Annotated in this window: 18 protein-coding genes; 4 read left to right on the forward strand and 14 right to left on the reverse strand. The window is 60.0% G+C overall.

Annotation, left to right across the window (positions count from 1 at the left end; all coding sequences use genetic code 11):
* The first annotated feature begins 108 nt into the window (after positions 1–108).
* From asnA to WKS99_RS03550, 4 genes are all read left to right on the forward strand, one after another.
* Positions 109–1,122, forward strand: coding sequence for an aspartate--ammonia ligase (gene asnA, locus WKS99_RS03535; RefSeq protein ID WP_147571165.1), 1,014 nt, complete (start codon positions 109–111; stop codon positions 1,120–1,122).
* Positions 1,123–1,240: 118 nt separating this feature from the next.
* A complete protein-coding gene (gene efp / locus WKS99_RS03540; protein WP_147571166.1) occupies positions 1,241–1,804 on the forward strand; it encodes an elongation factor P in 564 nt (187 codons plus the stop codon).
* 77 nt (positions 1,805–1,881) lie between these two features.
* The gene (locus WKS99_RS03545) at positions 1,882–2,289 is read left to right on the forward strand and encodes a CD1247 N-terminal domain-containing protein (RefSeq protein WP_147571057.1); all 408 of its coding nucleotides are present in this window, start codon (positions 1,882–1,884) and stop codon (positions 2,287–2,289) included.
* Between the two features lie 125 nt (positions 2,290–2,414).
* Complete coding sequence (locus tag WKS99_RS03550; protein WP_340405343.1) at positions 2,415–3,950, forward strand: oligosaccharide flippase family protein; 1,536 nt, start codon at positions 2,415–2,417, stop codon at positions 3,948–3,950.
* Between the two features lie 55 nt (positions 3,951–4,005).
* Here WKS99_RS03550 and rplL read toward each other — a convergent pair whose 3' ends face one another.
* The 14 genes from rplL to WKS99_RS03620 all read right to left on the reverse strand — a co-directional run bounded on the left by rplL (position 4,006) and on the right by WKS99_RS03620 (position 15,632).
* Positions 4,006–4,383, reverse strand: coding sequence for a 50S ribosomal protein L7/L12 (rplL, locus tag WKS99_RS03555; RefSeq protein WP_147571058.1), 378 nt, complete (start codon positions 4,381–4,383; stop codon positions 4,006–4,008).
* A gap of 77 nt (positions 4,384–4,460) precedes the next feature.
* Positions 4,461–5,018 carry a 50S ribosomal protein L10 gene (gene rplJ / locus WKS99_RS03560; protein WP_186852242.1) on the reverse strand — a complete coding sequence of 186 codons (558 nt, stop codon included), beginning with the start codon at positions 5,016–5,018 and terminating at the stop codon, positions 4,461–4,463.
* Between the two features lie 272 nt (positions 5,019–5,290).
* Positions 5,291–5,983: a 50S ribosomal protein L1 gene (gene rplA / locus WKS99_RS03565; RefSeq protein ID WP_147571060.1), complete on the reverse strand. Its 693-nt coding sequence runs from the start codon at positions 5,981–5,983 to the stop codon at positions 5,291–5,293.
* Between the two features lie 12 nt (positions 5,984–5,995).
* Positions 5,996–6,421: a 50S ribosomal protein L11 gene (gene rplK, locus WKS99_RS03570; RefSeq protein ID WP_147571061.1), complete on the reverse strand. Its 426-nt coding sequence runs from the start codon at positions 6,419–6,421 to the stop codon at positions 5,996–5,998.
* Between the two features lie 171 nt (positions 6,422–6,592).
* On the reverse strand, positions 6,593–7,117 hold the full coding sequence (nusG, locus tag WKS99_RS03575) for a transcription termination/antitermination protein NusG (RefSeq protein ID WP_147571062.1): 525 nt from the start codon (positions 7,115–7,117) through the stop codon (positions 6,593–6,595).
* Between the two features lie 11 nt (positions 7,118–7,128).
* Positions 7,129–7,425 carry a preprotein translocase subunit SecE gene (secE, locus tag WKS99_RS03580; RefSeq protein WP_147571063.1) on the reverse strand — a complete coding sequence of 99 codons (297 nt, stop codon included), beginning with the start codon at positions 7,423–7,425 and terminating at the stop codon, positions 7,129–7,131.
* Positions 7,426–7,464: 39 nt separating this feature from the next.
* Complete coding sequence (gene rpmG, locus WKS99_RS03585; protein ID WP_008980220.1) at positions 7,465–7,632, reverse strand: 50S ribosomal protein L33; 168 nt, start codon at positions 7,630–7,632, stop codon at positions 7,465–7,467.
* Between the two features lie 390 nt (positions 7,633–8,022).
* Positions 8,023–8,286: a metal-sensing transcriptional repressor gene (locus WKS99_RS03590; RefSeq protein WP_147571064.1), complete on the reverse strand. Its 264-nt coding sequence runs from the start codon at positions 8,284–8,286 to the stop codon at positions 8,023–8,025.
* Entirely contained in the window at positions 8,283–10,847 is a 2,565-nt protein-coding gene (locus WKS99_RS03595) for a heavy metal translocating P-type ATPase (RefSeq protein ID WP_340405344.1), read from the reverse strand. Before WKS99_RS03595 ends, WKS99_RS03590 begins: the two co-directional genes overlap by 4 nt.
* Positions 10,848–11,253: 406 nt before the next feature.
* The gene (ptsP, locus tag WKS99_RS03600) at positions 11,254–12,879 is read right to left on the reverse strand and encodes a phosphoenolpyruvate--protein phosphotransferase (RefSeq protein WP_340405345.1); all 1,626 of its coding nucleotides are present in this window, start codon (positions 12,877–12,879) and stop codon (positions 11,254–11,256) included.
* A 14-nt stretch (positions 12,880–12,893) separates the two neighbouring features.
* Complete coding sequence (locus WKS99_RS03605; RefSeq protein ID WP_147571067.1) at positions 12,894–13,151, reverse strand: HPr family phosphocarrier protein; 258 nt, start codon at positions 13,149–13,151, stop codon at positions 12,894–12,896.
* A 29-nt stretch (positions 13,152–13,180) separates the two neighbouring features.
* Positions 13,181–14,110 (reverse strand): carbohydrate kinase family protein, encoded by a 930-nt coding sequence (locus tag WKS99_RS03610; RefSeq protein WP_147571068.1) that lies wholly within the window; start codon positions 14,108–14,110, stop codon positions 13,181–13,183.
* A complete protein-coding gene (locus WKS99_RS03615; RefSeq protein WP_147571069.1) occupies positions 14,107–15,438 on the reverse strand; it encodes a Na+/H+ antiporter NhaC family protein in 1,332 nt (443 codons plus the stop codon). Before WKS99_RS03615 ends, WKS99_RS03610 begins: the two co-directional genes overlap by 4 nt.
* A gap of 59 nt (positions 15,439–15,497) precedes the next feature.
* Entirely contained in the window at positions 15,498–15,632 is a 135-nt protein-coding gene (locus WKS99_RS03620; RefSeq protein WP_263858374.1) for a hypothetical protein, read from the reverse strand.
* Positions 15,633–15,775: the final 143 nt, after the last annotated feature.

A 15,775-nucleotide genomic window follows, 5' to 3' on the forward strand; every position in this document is an offset into this window, starting at 1 on the left:
AAGTTCAGAAACAAAATCGTAATAAAACTGTAAAAAACGCCGTTGCGCTCCCGCAAATAATTCGTTATAATAAGGGAGATTCGATTGAAAAAGGAGGACCCTGCCACCATGCCTCAGATCCACATCCCCCAGGGTTATACTTCCCTGCTGTCCATCTATGAAACACAGAAGGCCATCGGTCTACTCAACCGGCTCTTTGAGGATAAGCTGTCCGGTGCTCTCCGCCTCCACCGGGTGTCCGCCCCCCTGTTCGTCTCCTCCACCTCCGGGCTGAATGACGACCTGAATGGCGTAGAGCGGCCCGTGTCCTTTGACATCAATGGCTGTCAGGAAACCGCGGTGGTGGTCCACTCCCTGGCCAAGTGGAAGCGCCTGGCCCTGAAACGCTACCAGTTCCAGGTGGGTGAGGGGCTGTACACCGACATGAACGCCATTCGTCGAGACGAGGCACTGGACGCCCTCCACTCCGCCTATGTAGACCAGTGGGACTGGGAGAAAATCATCTCCAGAGAGGACCGGAACCTGGATTTCTTGAAGCAGACCGTCCGCTCCATCGTGGGCGCCCTGGCCGAGACCCAGTCCTTCCTCCACACCGTGTTTCCCCAGCTGTCCGTCCTGCCCAAGCTGACCCGTGAAGTGACCTTTATCACCTCCCAGGAGCTGGAGGACCTGTACCCCCAGTTGACCCCCAAGGAGAGGGAGCACGCCTTCACCCAGGAGCATCCCGTCACCTTTCTCATTGGCATCGGGGGCAAGCTCCGCTCCGGCCAGCCTCACGACGGTCGGGCGCCCGACTATGACGACTGGTCCCTTAACGGCGACCTGCTGGTGTGGGACAGCGTCAACGGTCAGTCTCTGGAGCTGTCCTCCATGGGCATCCGGGTAGACCCTGAGGCGCTGGACCGGCAGCTCGCTCTGGCCGGCTGTGACGACCGGCGCGGCCTGCCCTTCCACAAAATGCTGCTGAACGGCGAGCTGCCTCTGACTATGGGCGGCGGCATCGGGCAATCCCGGGTGTCTATGGCCCTGTTAGGCAAGGCCCATATCGGAGAGGTCCAGAGCTCTCTCTGGGATGAGCCCAACCTTAAGGCCGCCGAGGAGGCCGGCGTCATCCTGCTGTAATGGGAGAAATTTACCGGCCCGCTTCATCAAATCCCAGGAAACCCCTTGTCAAAGCAGGGAAAATAGGGTAAAATAAATCAGCTTATTTCAACGATAATGGAGGATGATTCCTATGGCAATGATTTCTGCCAGCGACTTCCGCAATGGCGTGACTTTTGAAATGGACGGAAAGGTCATGCAGGTAGTCGAGTTTCAACACGTGAAGCCCGGCAAAGGCGCCGCCTTCGTCCGCACCAAGATGAAGAATATCATCACCGGCGGTGTCACCGAAACTTCTTTCAATCCCACCGCTAAATTTGAGCAGGCCTTCGTGGAACGCAAGGACATGGAGTATAGCTACAACGACGGCGACCTGTACTATTTCATGGACATGGAGACCTTTGATATGCTGCCCATCAGCAAGGATCTGCTGGGCGACTCCTTCCGGTTTGTTATGGAGAATACCCCCTGCAAGGTCATGTCCTATAAGGGCAGCGTCTTTGGTGTGGAACCCCCCAACTTTGTTGAGCTGGTGGTCACCGAAACCGATCCCGGCTTCAAGGGTGACACCGCTACCAATGTGACCAAGCCCGCCACTTTGGAGACCGGCGCCGAGATCAAGGTCCCCTTGTTCATCAATCCTGGCGACAAAATCAAGATTGACACCCGCACCGGCGAGTATCTGGAGCGTTGCAAGGGTTAAGTGTCCCAGCCGTCGTGAGTCCCACCTAACAACCGTAGGCCGGGGTTTGTCCCCGCCGCCTGAAAAGGAGAACGATTATGACTATTTCCGAAAAAGTCGCCTATCTCAAAGGTTTGGCCGAGGGCCTGAATTTGGATACCGAGAAGTCCAAGGAGGGAAAGCTCATCTCTGTGATGATCGGCATTCTGGAGGAGGTCGGCCTGTCCATCGAGGACCTGGAGGAGAACGCTCTGGCTCTGGGAGAGGAAATCGATGTGCTGTCCGATGACCTGGCTGATGTGGAGTCCGTGGTCTTTGACGAGGATGAGAACGACGAGGAGGACTACGACGACGACTGGTTTGAGGTGGAGTGCCCCACCTGTGAGGAGCCTCTCATCATCGACGATGAGGCTCTGGCGGAGGGCTTTATACAGTGCCCCAACTGTCAGTCCAAGTTCTCTTTGGACCTGAGCGACGATGTGGTGGAGGCTGACGAGGAGGAGTAACCCCCTTCCCCTCTCTCCCGTTCAAAAAGCGGCCGAGGAGGCGCGCCAGACGGCGCGCCTCCTTTTTTCCTTTGGTCATGAAGCGCCCTCCCCGCGAATAGAGTGACAGGGAGGGGTGATCATCGTTGGGCGAAAAAATGTTGTCGGCGGGCAAGGGGGCGCTCTTCCTCACCGCTGTAGGCGCGGTATCCCAGATACTGGGCTTCGGCTACCGTGTGGCCCTGTCTCGGGCCGTAGGGGCGGAAGTCATGGGGCTATACCAGCTTATCATGCCAGTGTATTCGGTCCTTCTCTCTCTGACCGCCATTGGCCTGACCTCCGCCATGTCTAACCTTACCTCCCAGTATCTGGCCCTGGGCAACCGGAGGGGGCTGTCCCAGACAATGGGCACCTGCCTGCGGGCCTTTTTTCTCCTTCTGCTCCCTCTAGGCGCGCTGGTCATCTGGCTGTCCGACCCCATCTCTGTGGAGCTGTTGGGGGACGCCAGGACCCAGCTAGGTCTTATTCTGCTGGTCCCCTGTGTTGCCCTTACCGGTGTGGAAAATCTACACAAGCACTTCTTTTATGGGGCGGGGCTGGTTCGGCCGCCGGCCATCGTCGAACTAGTGGAGCAGTTCATCCGGACGGCAGCGGTGCTTGGACTGCTGCTCTTCTTTCTGCCTCAGTATCCGGAGCGGGTGGTCGGGCTTATCGTCCTGGGGATGGTGATCTGCGAGGTATTCTCCGCCTGCACCCTGTCCGTCCTGTACCGCCGTCGGTTAGGCCGTTTAGGGCTGAACGGGCCGGGGGAAACCGCCCGAATCCGCCGGAAGCGAGTGCTCTCCATTGCCCTGCCTGTAGGGGCCAACGCCCTGCTGGGCAACCTGATGGGAGCGGCCAACGCCACTTTAATTCCCCAGAAGCTGGTAGAGGGAGGGATGGAGCGGTCGGCGGCCATCTCCGAATTCGGTGTGGTCTGTGGCATGACCATGCCCATGCTCTCCCTTCCCATTGTCTTTCTGGGCGCCCTCAATCTGGTCCTGGTCCCCCGTCTGGCTCGGGCCTGCGCCTTAAACTGGCCGGGTGAGGTGCGGCGGCTGTCCTCCCGAGCCATGGCTGCAGTCTCTGTCCTCACTCTGCCTGCCATGGCTCTGATGGTGGTGCTGGGCCCTGACCTGGGCCGGCTCATGTTCAAGCAGGATGGCGTAGGAGAGCACCTGATCCCTCTGGCTGTTACCACCGCCATGAGCTGCTACTGCTCCGTGTTGGCCGCCGTCCTCAACGGAGTTGGCCGCCAGAAGGAGGTGGCCGCTGTTTCCCTGCTAGGCGGTGGGGTACAGCTGGCCTGCACTCTGGTTCTAATCCCCCTGCCTGGCCTTGGAATGAAAGGCTATGTGGCCGGAGCTCTGGTATCCACCGCGCTGGAGCTTGTCCTGTGCCTGTCTCTTGTTCTACGGCACACAGGTCTGCGGCCCCAGCTCTTCCGCTGGATGACTGCCCCTGGGCTGGCCTCTCTCCTGGCCGCATTGAACACCAATCTTCTGCTCCGGTATCTAAAGGCCAGCGGGCTTCCTCTCCTTTGGGCTGGGCTGGGCAGTCTAGCCTTCGCTCTGGTCCTCTACCTGGCCGCTCTTCATGCCCAGGGAGTCAGCCTGCGGGATACACTGCGGGTCAAGTGGTAAACGAAAAAAGGACTGCCGCAAAAAGCGGCAGTCCTTTTAAATGCATGGGGACAGCTTACTTCAGCTCGACCTTGGCGCCGGCCTCTTCCAGCTTCTTCTTCAGCTCCTCGGCCTCGTCCTTGGACACGCCCTCCTTCAGAGCCTTGGGAGCGCCCTCGACGGTAGCCTTAGCCTCGGCCAGACCCTGGCCGGTGATCTCGCGGACGGCCTTGATGACCTTGATCTTGGCAGCAGCGTCAAAGCTGGCCAGAACCACGTCAAACTCGGTCTTCTCCTCAGCGGCGGGAGCAGCAGCGCCGCCAGCAGCGGGAGCGGCCATAGCGGCGGCGGACACGCCGAACTCCTCCTCCAGAGCCTTGACCAGCTCGGACAGCTCCAGCACGGTCAGAGCCTTGACTTCCTCGATCAGAGCAGTAATCTTCTCACTTGCCATGATAATTTACCTCCTAATTGTGTAATCAAAATCTAAATTTTTTCTCCCCACCGGGGAGCGGGGAAAGGTACGCCGACTTACTCGGCGGCAGGAGCTTCCTCAGCGGGGGCGGCGGCCTCCTCGGCAGCAGGGGCGGCTTCGCCGCCCTTCTCGGCGATGGCCTTCAGCACGATAGCCAGACTGGTGATAGGAGCCAGCATCATGCCCAGAGCCTGAGCCTGCAGAACATCCTTAGCGGGCAATTCGGCCAGAGCCAGGATCTCCTCCAGGGACAGCACCTTGCCATCCATGAAGCCGCCCTTGATGTTGAAGCGATCGCCCAGCTGCTTGGCGTACTTGTTGACCACACGCATGGGAGCGATTGGGTCGCCGGCGCTGGTCGCCAGGGAAGTGGTGCCGTTGAGCACCTCATCCAGGCTTTCCAGGCCCACATTGTTCAGGGCGAACCGGGCCAGAGTATTCTTCACCACGCCATACTGCACCTCGTTCTGGCGCAGCTCGACGCGCAGAGCGGTGTCCTCGGCAACGGTGATACCCTTGTAATCCACCAGCACGCCGCTGGCGGCGCCCTTCAGCTGCTCCGTCAGAGCGGCCACAACAGCCTGCTTCTCAGAAAGGACCTTTGCGTTAGGCATTTTGGATTCACCTCCAGAAATTGTTTCCGCGCAACAAAAAACCTCCGGTCAAAAGACAGGAGGACAGTACCATCAAAAGGTATTCTTTTGAAAGCACTCTCGGCAGGACTTACTCCGGCGGGCCGGAACCTGCTGTCTTTGAACGCGAATAATATTTTATCATCCCGGACAGGCCTTGTCAAGCAAAACCTGTCCGGGCATGACAAACAAAATTGAGGCACAGCGCAGCCGCCAAATCGAGGACCAGGTCCTCCCAGCGGTACGCGCGCGTCTTACATCAGTTTGGCGCCGTTGACTTTCACACCGGGGCCCATGGTGGATACCACGGTGCAGCTCTTGATATACTGGCCCTTGGCGGCGGCGGGCTTGGCCTTAACAATGGCGCCCATGATGGCGTTGAAGTTCTCAGCCAGCTTCTCAGGACCAAAGGAAACCTTGCCGATGGGGCAGTGGATGATATTGGTCTTGTCCAGACGGTACTCCACCTTACCGGCCTTGATCTCGTTGACGGCCTTGGTCACGTCCATGGTGACGGTGCCGGCCTTGGGAGAGGGCATCAGGCCCTTGGGGCCCAGCACCTTACCCAGACGGCCTACCACGCCCATCATGTCGGGGGTAGCCACTACCACGTCGAAGTCGAACCAGTTTTCCTTCTGGATCTTCTCCACCAGGTCCATCTCACCTACGTAGTCAGCGCCAGCAGCCTTGGCCTCGTCCGCCTTGGCGGCCTTGGCAAAGACCAGCACGCGCTGGGTCTTGCCGGTGCCGTGGGGCAGAACGATGGCGCCGCGGACCTGCTGGTCAGCGTGGCGGGAGTCGACACCCAGTTTCACGTGGAGCTCCACGGTCTCATCGAACTTAGCGGTGGCGGTATCGACAACCAGCTTCATGGCGTCGGCGGTATCGTACAGAGCGTTGCGGTCGATCTTCTTGGCGCTCTCCTGATATTTCTTACCTCTAAACATCTCTAACCCTCCTTACTCGCCCACCAGGATGCCCATGGAACGGGCGGTGCCGGCGATCATGCTCATAGCGGCCTCGATGGAGGCGGCGTTCAGGTCGGGCATCTTGATCTCGGCGATCTTGCGGACGTCTTCCTTGCTGATGGTGGCCACTTTGTTCTTATTGGGCACGCCGGAGGCCTTCTCCAGATTACAGGCCTTCTTGATCAGCACGGGGGCGGGAGGAGTCTTGGTGATAAAGGTAAAGGAGCGATCGGCGTATACGGTGATGATAACGGGGATGATCATACCCACGTCGTTCTTGGTGCGCTCGTTGAACTCCTTGGTAAAGGCGGCGATATTCACGCCGTGCTGGCCCAGAGCGGGGCCAACAGGGGGGGCGGGAGTCGCCTTGCCGGCGGGGATCTGAAGTTTTACATATCCAGTTACTTTCTGTGCCACGAAAGAGCACCTCCATTTGAAAAATGTGGTCGTTTGGCGGAGCGGTAATCGCTCCTCCCACTTGTGCGGGCCGCTTTTGTAGGGCGCGGCGACCCTGGTGCGCCATTTATGACCCAACCTGAAGCATGCGGCGCGCCATAGCCGCCGCATCCTGCGTCCAGTCGGTCATTGTCAGGAATTTGCGGGCTCCACCTGGTCCAGCTCCAGCTCCACGGGGGTCTCGCGTCCAAACATGGACACTACCACCCTAACCTTGCCGCGCTCCAGGTCAATTTCTTCCACGGTGCCCAGGAAGGACTCCAGGGCGCCCTCGGTGATCTTGACCGTGTCGCCCAGCTGATAGCTGACTACGATCTCGCGCTTCTCCACCCCAAGGGCAGCCACGTCGTCTTCAGACAGGGGGATGGCCTTATTGCCCTCGCCCAAAAATCCGGTGACGCCGCGGATATTGCGCACCACGTGCCAGGTCTCGTCGTTCATCACCATCTTGACCAGGACATAGCCGGGAAAGACCTTCCGCTCCACGTCCTTGGGACCGTTGTCGGTGATCTCGGTAACCGTTTCCATGGGGATGCTGATCTCGTGGATCAGATCTCTCATGTTGCGGTTCTCCACATACTTCTCGATGGTGGCCTTCACCGTATTCTCATACCCGGAATAGGTGTGTACCACATACCAGTTCGCGTTGTCAGCCATAGTCCGCGCCCTCAGCCCAGCAGGGAAAGGATCAGGCCGATCCCCTTGTTGGCCACCAGGTCAAACAGCCAGATAAAGATGCCAACCACGACCACACAGGCGATGACGATCAGGGTGTTGTTGACCGTCTGCTTGCGGGTGGGCCACTGGACTTTCTTCAGCTCGCTCTTCATATCCTTGAGCCACTTGCCAATGCGGGCAAAGACGCCGGGCTTGGACTTTTTCTCGGACTTCTTGTCCTTCTTGGCCTTGTCGGCCTTGTCAGAAGCAGTCTGGGCAGTCTGCTCCAGCTTCTCGTTCTCAGCCATGTTGCTACCCTTCTTTCCTTTCAGCCTGTGAGGCTCCAATTACTTGGTCTCATTGTGGACGGTGTGCTTTCTGCAGAAGGGGCAGTATTTGTTCAGCTCCAGGCGGTCAGGGGTATTCTTCTTGTTCTTCATGGTGTTGTAGTTTCTCTGCTTGCACTCAGAGCACCGCAGGGTGATCTTAATGCGCGCGCCGGCTTTGCTTGCCATTTGTTCGGCACCTCCTTTTGAATTTACAGGGACCGCCGCAGCGGCCCGCGTTGAGTCGGACGGGAGAAAAAGCGTTCCTAAAACAGAAAACGCCGGACCCGGCCATATTGCCAGATCCAGCGACACAAGGGCGCAATACGCCATGGTCTACGGTGGGATCCGGCTCTGTTGCCTCCCTGTGTTCCAAGTATGGCCAAGGGGGTCGGACGTCAAACACCGTAAAAATGCGCACGACAAAAAAGCCCCTTTTCACAGGTATGGGATACTATATCATCTTTCCCGCTATTCGTCAAGCTATTTTTTATTTTTTATAAGTTAAGGTAAGAAACGGGATGGGCGGCGGGCCCCTATTTGTAGGACCCGCCGCCGCAGTCTACTCAAATATTCGCTTCAGTCCGTCAGCTTATCCAGCAGGGCAGCCAGCTCTTCCAGCTTGGCGTCCGGGTCGCCGGAGGCGGCCGCCTCCCGGACGCAGCAGTCCATATGGGCCCTGAGCACCATCCGGTTGGCCTTTTTCAGGATGGACTGGGCGGCCATGATCTGGCTGGATACATCCAGGCAGTAGCGGTCCTCCTCCACCATCTTCAAAATGCCGTCGATCTGCCCGCGGGCGGTCTTTAGCAGCCGGTTCACCTGGGCGTGGTCTGCCTTCACTTGACAGACACCACCTCATAGCCTGCCTCGGTGACGGCGTCGGTGAGCACCTTGTCATCCACTTCCTTAGATAGGGACAAAACGGCGGACTTATCCTCCAGACTCATCTCTACCTTGTCCACTCCGTCAATGGCGGACAGGGCCTTCTCCACCCGTCCGGTGCAGTGGCCGCACATCATGCCCTCGATTATCATGGTCTTGTTCATCGTTTCTGTTCCTCCTTGCTCTGTTTCCTTTATCTCCAGGGGGCAGGCTCCCTCCCGGGCGCTCCGCTCCTCTGTGGGCGGGGATTTGAATTTGCTTTTGAAAAAGCGCAGGCGCAGGGCATTTGTCACTACGCAGACCGAGCTTAGGCTCATGGCGGCAGCGGCAAACATGGGATTGAGCTGCCAATGGAGGGTGGTATAAAATACACCGGCAGCCAGAGGAATACCCAGCGAGTTATAGAAAAATGCCCAGAACAGGTTTTCTTTGATGTTTCGGATGGTGGCCCGGGACAGCTCCACCGCGGAGGCCGCGTCCAGCAGGTCAGACTTCATCAGCACGATGTCCGCGCTTTCGATGGCCACGTCAGTCCCGGCTCCGATGGCCAGTCCCACGTCCGCCCTGGCCAGGGCGGGGGCGTCGTTGATGCCGTCGCCCACCATGGCCACTTTCCTGCCCTGATCCTGGAGCTCCTTTACCTTCCGCTCCTTGTCCTGAGGCAGGACCTCGGCCATCACCTGGGTCACCCCCAGCTCTTTGCCAATGGCGTCGGCAGTGCGCCGGTTGTCGCCGGTGAGCATAACCACGTCCAGCCCCAGCGTCCGAAAAGCTGCCACGGCGGCCGCGCTGGAGGGTTTGGGGGTGTCCGCTACCGCGATAAGGCCCAGCACCCGCTCCCCGTCCGCAAAGTACAGAGGCGTCTTTCCCTGGGCGGCCAGAGTGTCCGCCTGGACCCCAAATTCGGCCAGGTCCACTCCAGCCTCCTCCATCATCGCCCGGTTTCCCCCCAGGAAGTATCGGTCTCTGATGGTTGCCCGCACCCCTCGGCCATGGACGGCCTCAAAGTTGCCCACCGAAGTGATGGGCAATTTCCTGCTCCTGCTCTCCTCTACGATGGCGGCAGCCAGGGGATGTTCCGACGGCCCCTCCAAACAGGCTGCCAAGGTCAGCAGGCCGTCCTCCTCCAGATCAGCCGCCGGCAGGATATCGGTCACCACCGGCTTTCCCTGGGTCAGGGTGCCGGTCTTGTCCAGTACCACCGTATCAATGGTGTGGAGGGTCTCCAGCGCCTCAGCGGATTTGATGAGGATGCCGTTTTCCGCTCCCTTTCCGGTCCCCACCATAATGGCCACGGGGGTGGCCAGCCCCAGGGCACAGGGGCAGGAAATGACCAGCACCGCCACGCCGGCAGTGAGAGCTTTTGTCACGTCCCCGCCGGTGAAAACCAGCCAAACGACGGCGGTGACCGCGGCGATCAGCATTACCACCGGGACAAAGACGCCGGCTACCTTATCCGCCAGCTTGGCGATGGGAGCCTTGGAGGCAGAAGCCTCCTCCACCAGTCGGATCATCTGAGCCAGAGTGGTATCCTCCCCCACCCGGCTGGCCTCAAAGGTAAAGAAACCGGATTTGTTGATGGAAGCGGCGGCCACCTTATCCCCCACAGATTTGTCCACAGGGAGAGACTCCCCGGTGAGGGCAGACTCATCCACAGCGGATTGGCCCTCTACGATCACGCCGTCCACTGGGATGGACTGGCCCGGCCGGACCACCACTCGGTCCCCCACCTGGACCTCTTCCACGGGAATCTCCACCTCCACCCCGCCCCGAAGGACAGAGGCCGTCTTGGGCGCCAGGTCCATCAGGCGGGTGATAGCCTGGCTGGTCTTGCCCTTAGAGCGGGTCTCCAAAAATTTCCCCAGGGTAATCAGGGTCAGGATCATTCCAGCAGACTCGAAATACAGGTCCATGTGGTAGCGGGCCACCCGCTCCATATCCCCGTGGCCCAGTCCATAGCCCATCTGGTAAATGGCGAACACGCCATAGATAACCGCGGCGATGGAGCCCACGGCGATCAGGGAGTCCATGTTGGGCGCCCGATGCCAGAGCGTTTTAAAGCCCACCTTGTAATACTTATCGTTGAGATACATGATAGGCAGAGTAAGGAGCAGCTGGGTCAGCCCGAAGGCTACGGCGTTCTCATGTCCCAGCAGGAAGGCAGGCAGGGGAGCGCCCATCATGTGGCCCATTGAGATATAGAATAGGGGAATGAGAAAGACGAAGGACCAGATCAGCCGGTGCTTCATAGAGGCCAGCTCCCGCTCCATGGTGTCATCTTTTTGCGGGGCAGCCGCCTTTCCTTTTTCCTGGGGCAGGGAGGCGCCATAGCCAGAGGCGGTGACCGCCTGAATGATATCCTGTGCCGTGACGACACCTTCGTCGTACTCCGCTACCATGGAGTTGGTCATCAGACTGACCGCGGCACTTCTGACGCCCTCCATCTTGCTGACCGCCTTCTCCACATGGGCGGAGCAGGCGGAACAGGTCATGCCTGTGATGTTGAATTTTTGCTTCATCGTATCACCTCGTTGCGCTGTCCCCCTCCGCCCATATGGGGCGCGCCGCGCTCCACACTGCGGAGGCGCACAAATTCGGAGCGGAGGATTTTCGGTGGCGGCTCTGCTGCCTCAGAGATTACAGTGCGCGGCCACCATTCAAATAGAACGGTCTGAATGGGAAACGGAGCAGGCGCTGCCTGTTTGATTGAATTCCCGCTTCCTGTCCTCGCTCCACCATATCCTCCAGCTTTGCCGCTCAAAGATATCGCTTTCCAAGGTATCGCTCACTTATTTATACCCCCCCTGGGTGGGGTGTCTATATCATACCCCGACATCTCAGCTTTGTCAAGAGGATAGTATGGGCGTTTTTCCGGATCTTATCAAAAGAGCCGCACGGCTGTACACCGCGCGGCTCCTTAGTCTGTCACTCCGCTAGACGGTCTTCGGATAAATCCAGACCGCTAATCAATTCTCTTAAGGGCAGAATGAACTCTGGGGATATGGACAAGCTGTCCACCCCCATCCGGAGGAAGGTCTCCGTCAAATCAGGATCTGCCCCCAGATCTCCACAGATCGACACCCGGAGCCCGTGCCGGTGTCCCGCCTCCACGGTGTGGCGGATCATCCGCAAAACGGCCGGGTGCCTGGGATCGTAAGCGCCGCCGGCGCGGCATCGATCTGCCGCCAGAGTATACTGGGTCAGATCGTTGGTCCCCAGGGAAAAAAAGTCCGCCTCTAAGGCCAGCTCATCCGCCAGCACAACGGCGGCAGGCGTTTCCACCATGATCCCCACTCTCACTTCTCCCGGCTCCCGGCCCTGGCTCTGCAACTCACTTCGGCACTCCTCCAGGATCTCCCTTGCCCTCCGGACCTCCCACGGGGCTGTCACCATGGGCAGCATCAGGGAAACTGGTCCCAGAGCACCAGACCGGAGAATAGCCCGGAGCTGTGGGCGAAACAGGTCGGGACGGGCTAGGGACAGCCGGATACCCCGGCATCCCAAGGGGGAGCTGTCCCCCTCAAGCCCCAGACAGGGGGCCTGTTTGTCTCCCCCCACATCCAAGGTCCGGATGACCACCGGCCGGCCAGCCATCGCCCGCACCACCTGGGAATAGGCGGCAAACTGTTCCTCCTCATCCGGACAGGTATCCCGGTCCAGGAAGAGGAACTCACTTCGGAACAGCCCCACGCCCTGGGCGCCCTTCTGCCGGGCCAGCTCCCCCTCAGCGCCGCTGCCAATATTGGCCAGCAACGGCATCTCCCGGCCATCCAAAGTAACTGTATCCCGGTCTCTCCACTGGTTTAACCGCAGCCGCTCCTCCCTGCCCTTACGGGCCATCTGCTCCCCCTCCTCCACTATCTGCTCTGTGGGGTCAAGGTACAGCCAGCCCCGGTCTCCATCCAGCATGGCTGTTCTTCCCTGCCAGTCCTCCTGGATTTCTACCCCCATCACAGCCGGGACGCCCATGGCCCGGGCCAGGATCGCGGTATGGCTGCTGGCCCCCACATCTCGGGTAACCAGCCCCAACAGCTTGTCCCGGTCCAGTCCGATCAACTGGCTGGGGGACAATTCCTCTGCCGCCAGAATGGACGGCTCCCCGCCCAGCAAGTCCTCCTCCCGGACTCCGGTAAGCAGGTCCGCCACCCGGCGCGTAATGTCCCTCATGTCGTCGGCCCTGGCCTGCATATACTCGTCCTCCATAGCGGAAAAGAGGGCGGTGAACCGCGCTCCCGCCCTCTGAACCGCTTGGCAAGCTCCCTCTCCCCGGCGAATGGAGGTGTGCACCGCCTCCTGGTAATCCGGGTCCTCCAGCAGCATCTGGTGGATGCGGAAAATGGCAGCCGCCTCCATCCCCGCCTGGTCCAAGGCCCGTCCATAGAGGTCCTCCAGCTGGTCCATGGCGCCGCGCCGGGCGGCCTCAAAGCGGTTCAGCTCCTCCTCCGGGGACAATGTCGGCCCGGCTGTATCAGTTCGGCCCATTCGGGGACAGATGCGGATGGGACCTAAGGCAATTCCGCCGATGCTCCATGTCCCCCTGATCGCCTCCATGAAACCAGCCTCCTTTACAGGTTCTCCCGGAAAAAACGCTCCAGGACCGCTATGGACCTCTCCTCATCTCCCCCTTGGACGGTCACGGTGATCTGATCCCCCTGGCGCACGCCCAATGTCATCAAGGCGATGATCCGGGTAGCCTCCACCGCTGTCCCTCCTTTGATTATGGCAACCGTGCTGTCCAGGCCTCTGGCTGTCTGGACCAATAGGCCGGCAGGCCGGGCATGGAGGCCCAGCGGGTCCTTTACCGTGTACGGAAACTGCTTCACCTGGTCACTCTCTCCTTTTCCCTCAAGACTCACAGTTCCTCCGCCCTGGGCATAGCCGGGATCGCTCCGCTTCTGGAGCAGGTGATGGCAGCCGCTCGGTTGGCATAGGTCAGAATGTCCCGCAGCTCCTCTGCCGTCAGCCCCGCCATCGGCTCCCTTCCCCGGCTGCACAGCCGGGCCAGCACAGCCCCCAGGAAGGTATCTCCGGCTCCGTTGGTGTCAGCGACCTGGACCGAGGCACCGGGGACAGAAAAGCTCTCTCCCCGCCAGCGGCAGAAGGCCCCCCGCTCCCCCAGCGTGACCAAGATCAGGGAAATGCCCCGCTCTTCCAACAGGCGGCTGCCCTCCTCTGGGTCCCGCGTGCCGGTGAGGAGGGGGAGCTCCTCCTCTGACAGCTTGATCACATCCACCAGGGGCAGAGGTATGGCCATCCACTGGGCGGCCTCCTCTGGATTCTTCCACAGGGGCGCCCGATAGTTGGGGTCATAGCTGACCAGGACGCCTGCTCGGTGGGCGTGGCGGGCAGCGAAAATGGTAGCGTTTCGCTCCAGTCCCGCCGTCAGGCTCACCGAGCCAAAATGGAGAAATTTGGTGCGGCCCAGAGCCTCCTCATCCACCTCCTCCGGGCTTAAAGTGCAGTCGGCCCCCCGGATGAACTGAAAGTCCCGCTCTCCCCGCGAGTCTACCGACACCACAGCCAGGGTGGTGGGCTGGCTGCCCGTCCGCAGGCCGGAGCAGTCCACGCCATTTTCCTCCAGCACCCGGCGCAGGTAGGCGCCAAAGCTGTCCCGGCCCACTTTTCCAAAAAAGGCGGTCTCCGCCCCCAGCCGCGCCGCCGCTACCGCCACATTGGCGGGGGCTCCTCCTGGATTGGCGGCAAAGGCTGGGATTCCCTGATCTGTTGTTCCCGTCTGGGTCAGGTCGATGAGGACCTCTCCAACGCTTATGATATCTCTCATAATGCCGCCGCCTTCTTTCTCTTCTTTTCCTTCCAGACCAGGCAAGCCCACCAGCACAGGGACACCAGATAGAGGTAGACCGCCAGGGGCAGCGCTGACGCTCCCACCCCAAGGGTGGTCAGCGGGACGCTGGCGGAGATGGCCCAGGGCACCAGACCGGCTAGATTAAGCACAGAATTCCCGAGATTGACCGCCAGTTCCATGGAATCCAGGCCCCGCCGACGGTACTCCCCCTCCATCAGTTGGGCCCCCATCACAATGCCCACAGCCTGGTTACAGAACAGGCCGCAGCAGCCAAAGGACAGCAGGATGTGGACGGGGAACAGACCTACCCGGTCTACCAGATGCCCCACCCGGTCAGTCACCGGATCCAGCAGCCCGGTCCCGTTGAAGATACCAGAATAGGCGCAGGACAGGACCACAGTCAGCACGACGTTGATCATGGAACTCAGGCCTCCGCCGGCCATAATGTCCGCCAGACCCGGTTGAGCTGTCTGGTAGCCCACCAGACAGGCCAGCAGCAGTTCACCCAGATCCATCCCTTGGACGAACAGGGCGCAGATGGCGGCCAGGACACAGCTGACAGCGATGGACAGGAACGCGCTTATTTTGAGCCAGGGCAGAAGGAGCACGGCGGCGGCTGGAAGAAGTGTCACCCAGCTCAACTGAAAGCCGCTCTCTAAAGCCTCGATGATGTGGCTGTCTACCTGCCGGATGGGACACAGGATGGATAGGACACCGTAGACAGCCAGCGACAAAGCCATGGGCAGAGGGGTAGTGCGCCACATCTCGTGCTGAAAGGCCCTCTGCTCCGCCCCTGACACCGCCGCTGTCAGCGCTGCGGAGGAGGAAGCGGGGGACAGCCGCTCTCCCACATAGATCCCGGATATGATAGCCCCGGCGGTGACGGTTAGATCGGCCCCGCCGCTGCGGGCGATGGCCATCAGGATCACTCCCGCGGTGCCCACTACACCGAAGGAACTGCCAAAGGCCAAGCTGAACAGGGCTGGCAGCAAAAAGGCCACCAGGATGAAGGTCCTGGGTGTGATGAGTTGTGCGCCTCCCCAGACGAAGAAGGCCACCGTCCCCCCCGCCCGCCACAGGGCGGTGAGCAGCCCGATCAGGACCAGGATACGCAGCACCTTTACCGAGGTCTTCATTCCCGTCAGGGTCATTTGGACCAGGTCAGCCGCCCGGTGTCCCCGGTGCAGCCCGACCAGGAAAAAGCACACCAGCCCCACCAGCAGGGCCAAAAACTGGGGCAGCCCCATGACCATACAGCAGGCCACACAAGCCAGGAACACCCCAAACGCCGCAAAAAGATCCACTTTTTTCTCCCCTTTTATCCCTCTCCGCCCGAGATGGGACACTTTTTCATCCCGCAATACTACAATCGTGCCATGCCGTCGGTCCGCTCGGTCCCCTCCTCAGGGCTGTCAGTCCCGTTGTGTCCCGCCTGTTTGCCGCCATTATAGCATTTTTTCGCTCCAGTGTCATCCGGTTTTTCAGCATGGCCCACCATTTCCTTTTCGTCCTGTCCCCCCTTTCTTTTCCAAAAAAGGTATGGTATAATAAATTCTCAGAGCATATGGGACAATACTATTTTTCGGGGCCGGGCCGCTGTCCGACCATTTTGTTGTGCGCCTCCCTCTCCCTGGAATCGTT

It is taken from the genome of Flintibacter sp. HCN-6482 (assembly GCF_037892565.1).
In the GTDB taxonomy this organism is placed as follows: domain Bacteria; phylum Bacillota; class Clostridia; order Oscillospirales; family Oscillospiraceae; genus Lawsonibacter; species Lawsonibacter aceti.

Excerpts from the sequence above, each read along its gene's own strand:
- rplL (WP_147571058.1), bottom strand. The coding sequence starts at position 4,383 with ATGGCAAGTGAGAAGATTACTGCTCTGATCGAGGAAGTCAAGGCTCTG.
- WKS99_RS03610 (WP_147571068.1), bottom strand. The coding sequence starts at position 14,110 with ATGAGAGATATCATAAGCGTTGGAGAGGTCCTCATCGACCTGACCCAG.
- WKS99_RS03595 (WP_340405344.1), bottom strand. The coding sequence starts at position 10,847 with ATGAAGCAAAAATTCAACATCACAGGCATGACCTGTTCCGCCTGCTCC.
- rplJ (WP_186852242.1), bottom strand. The coding sequence starts at position 5,018 with ATGCCTAACGCAAAGGTCCTTTCTGAGAAGCAGGCTGTTGTGGCCGCT.
- WKS99_RS03545 (WP_147571057.1), top strand. The coding sequence starts at position 1,882 with ATGACTATTTCCGAAAAAGTCGCCTATCTCAAAGGTTTGGCCGAGGGC.
- secE (WP_147571063.1), bottom strand. The coding sequence starts at position 7,425 with ATGGCTGAGAACGAGAAGCTGGAGCAGACTGCCCAGACTGCTTCTGAC.
- nusG (WP_147571062.1), bottom strand. The coding sequence starts at position 7,117 with ATGGCTGACAACGCGAACTGGTATGTGGTACACACCTATTCCGGGTAT.
- WKS99_RS03620 (WP_263858374.1), bottom strand. The coding sequence starts at position 15,632 with ATGGTGGGCCATGCTGAAAAACCGGATGACACTGGAGCGAAAAAATGC.
- rpmG (WP_008980220.1), bottom strand. The coding sequence starts at position 7,632 with ATGGCAAGCAAAGCCGGCGCGCGCATTAAGATCACCCTGCGGTGCTCT.
- ptsP (WP_340405345.1), bottom strand. The coding sequence starts at position 12,879 with ATGGAGGCGATCAGGGGGACATGGAGCATCGGCGGAATTGCCTTAGGT.
- rplA (WP_147571060.1), bottom strand. The coding sequence starts at position 5,983 with ATGTTTAGAGGTAAGAAATATCAGGAGAGCGCCAAGAAGATCGACCGC.
- efp (WP_147571166.1), top strand. The coding sequence starts at position 1,241 with ATGATTTCTGCCAGCGACTTCCGCAATGGCGTGACTTTTGAAATGGAC.
- asnA (WP_147571165.1), top strand. The coding sequence starts at position 109 with ATGCCTCAGATCCACATCCCCCAGGGTTATACTTCCCTGCTGTCCATC.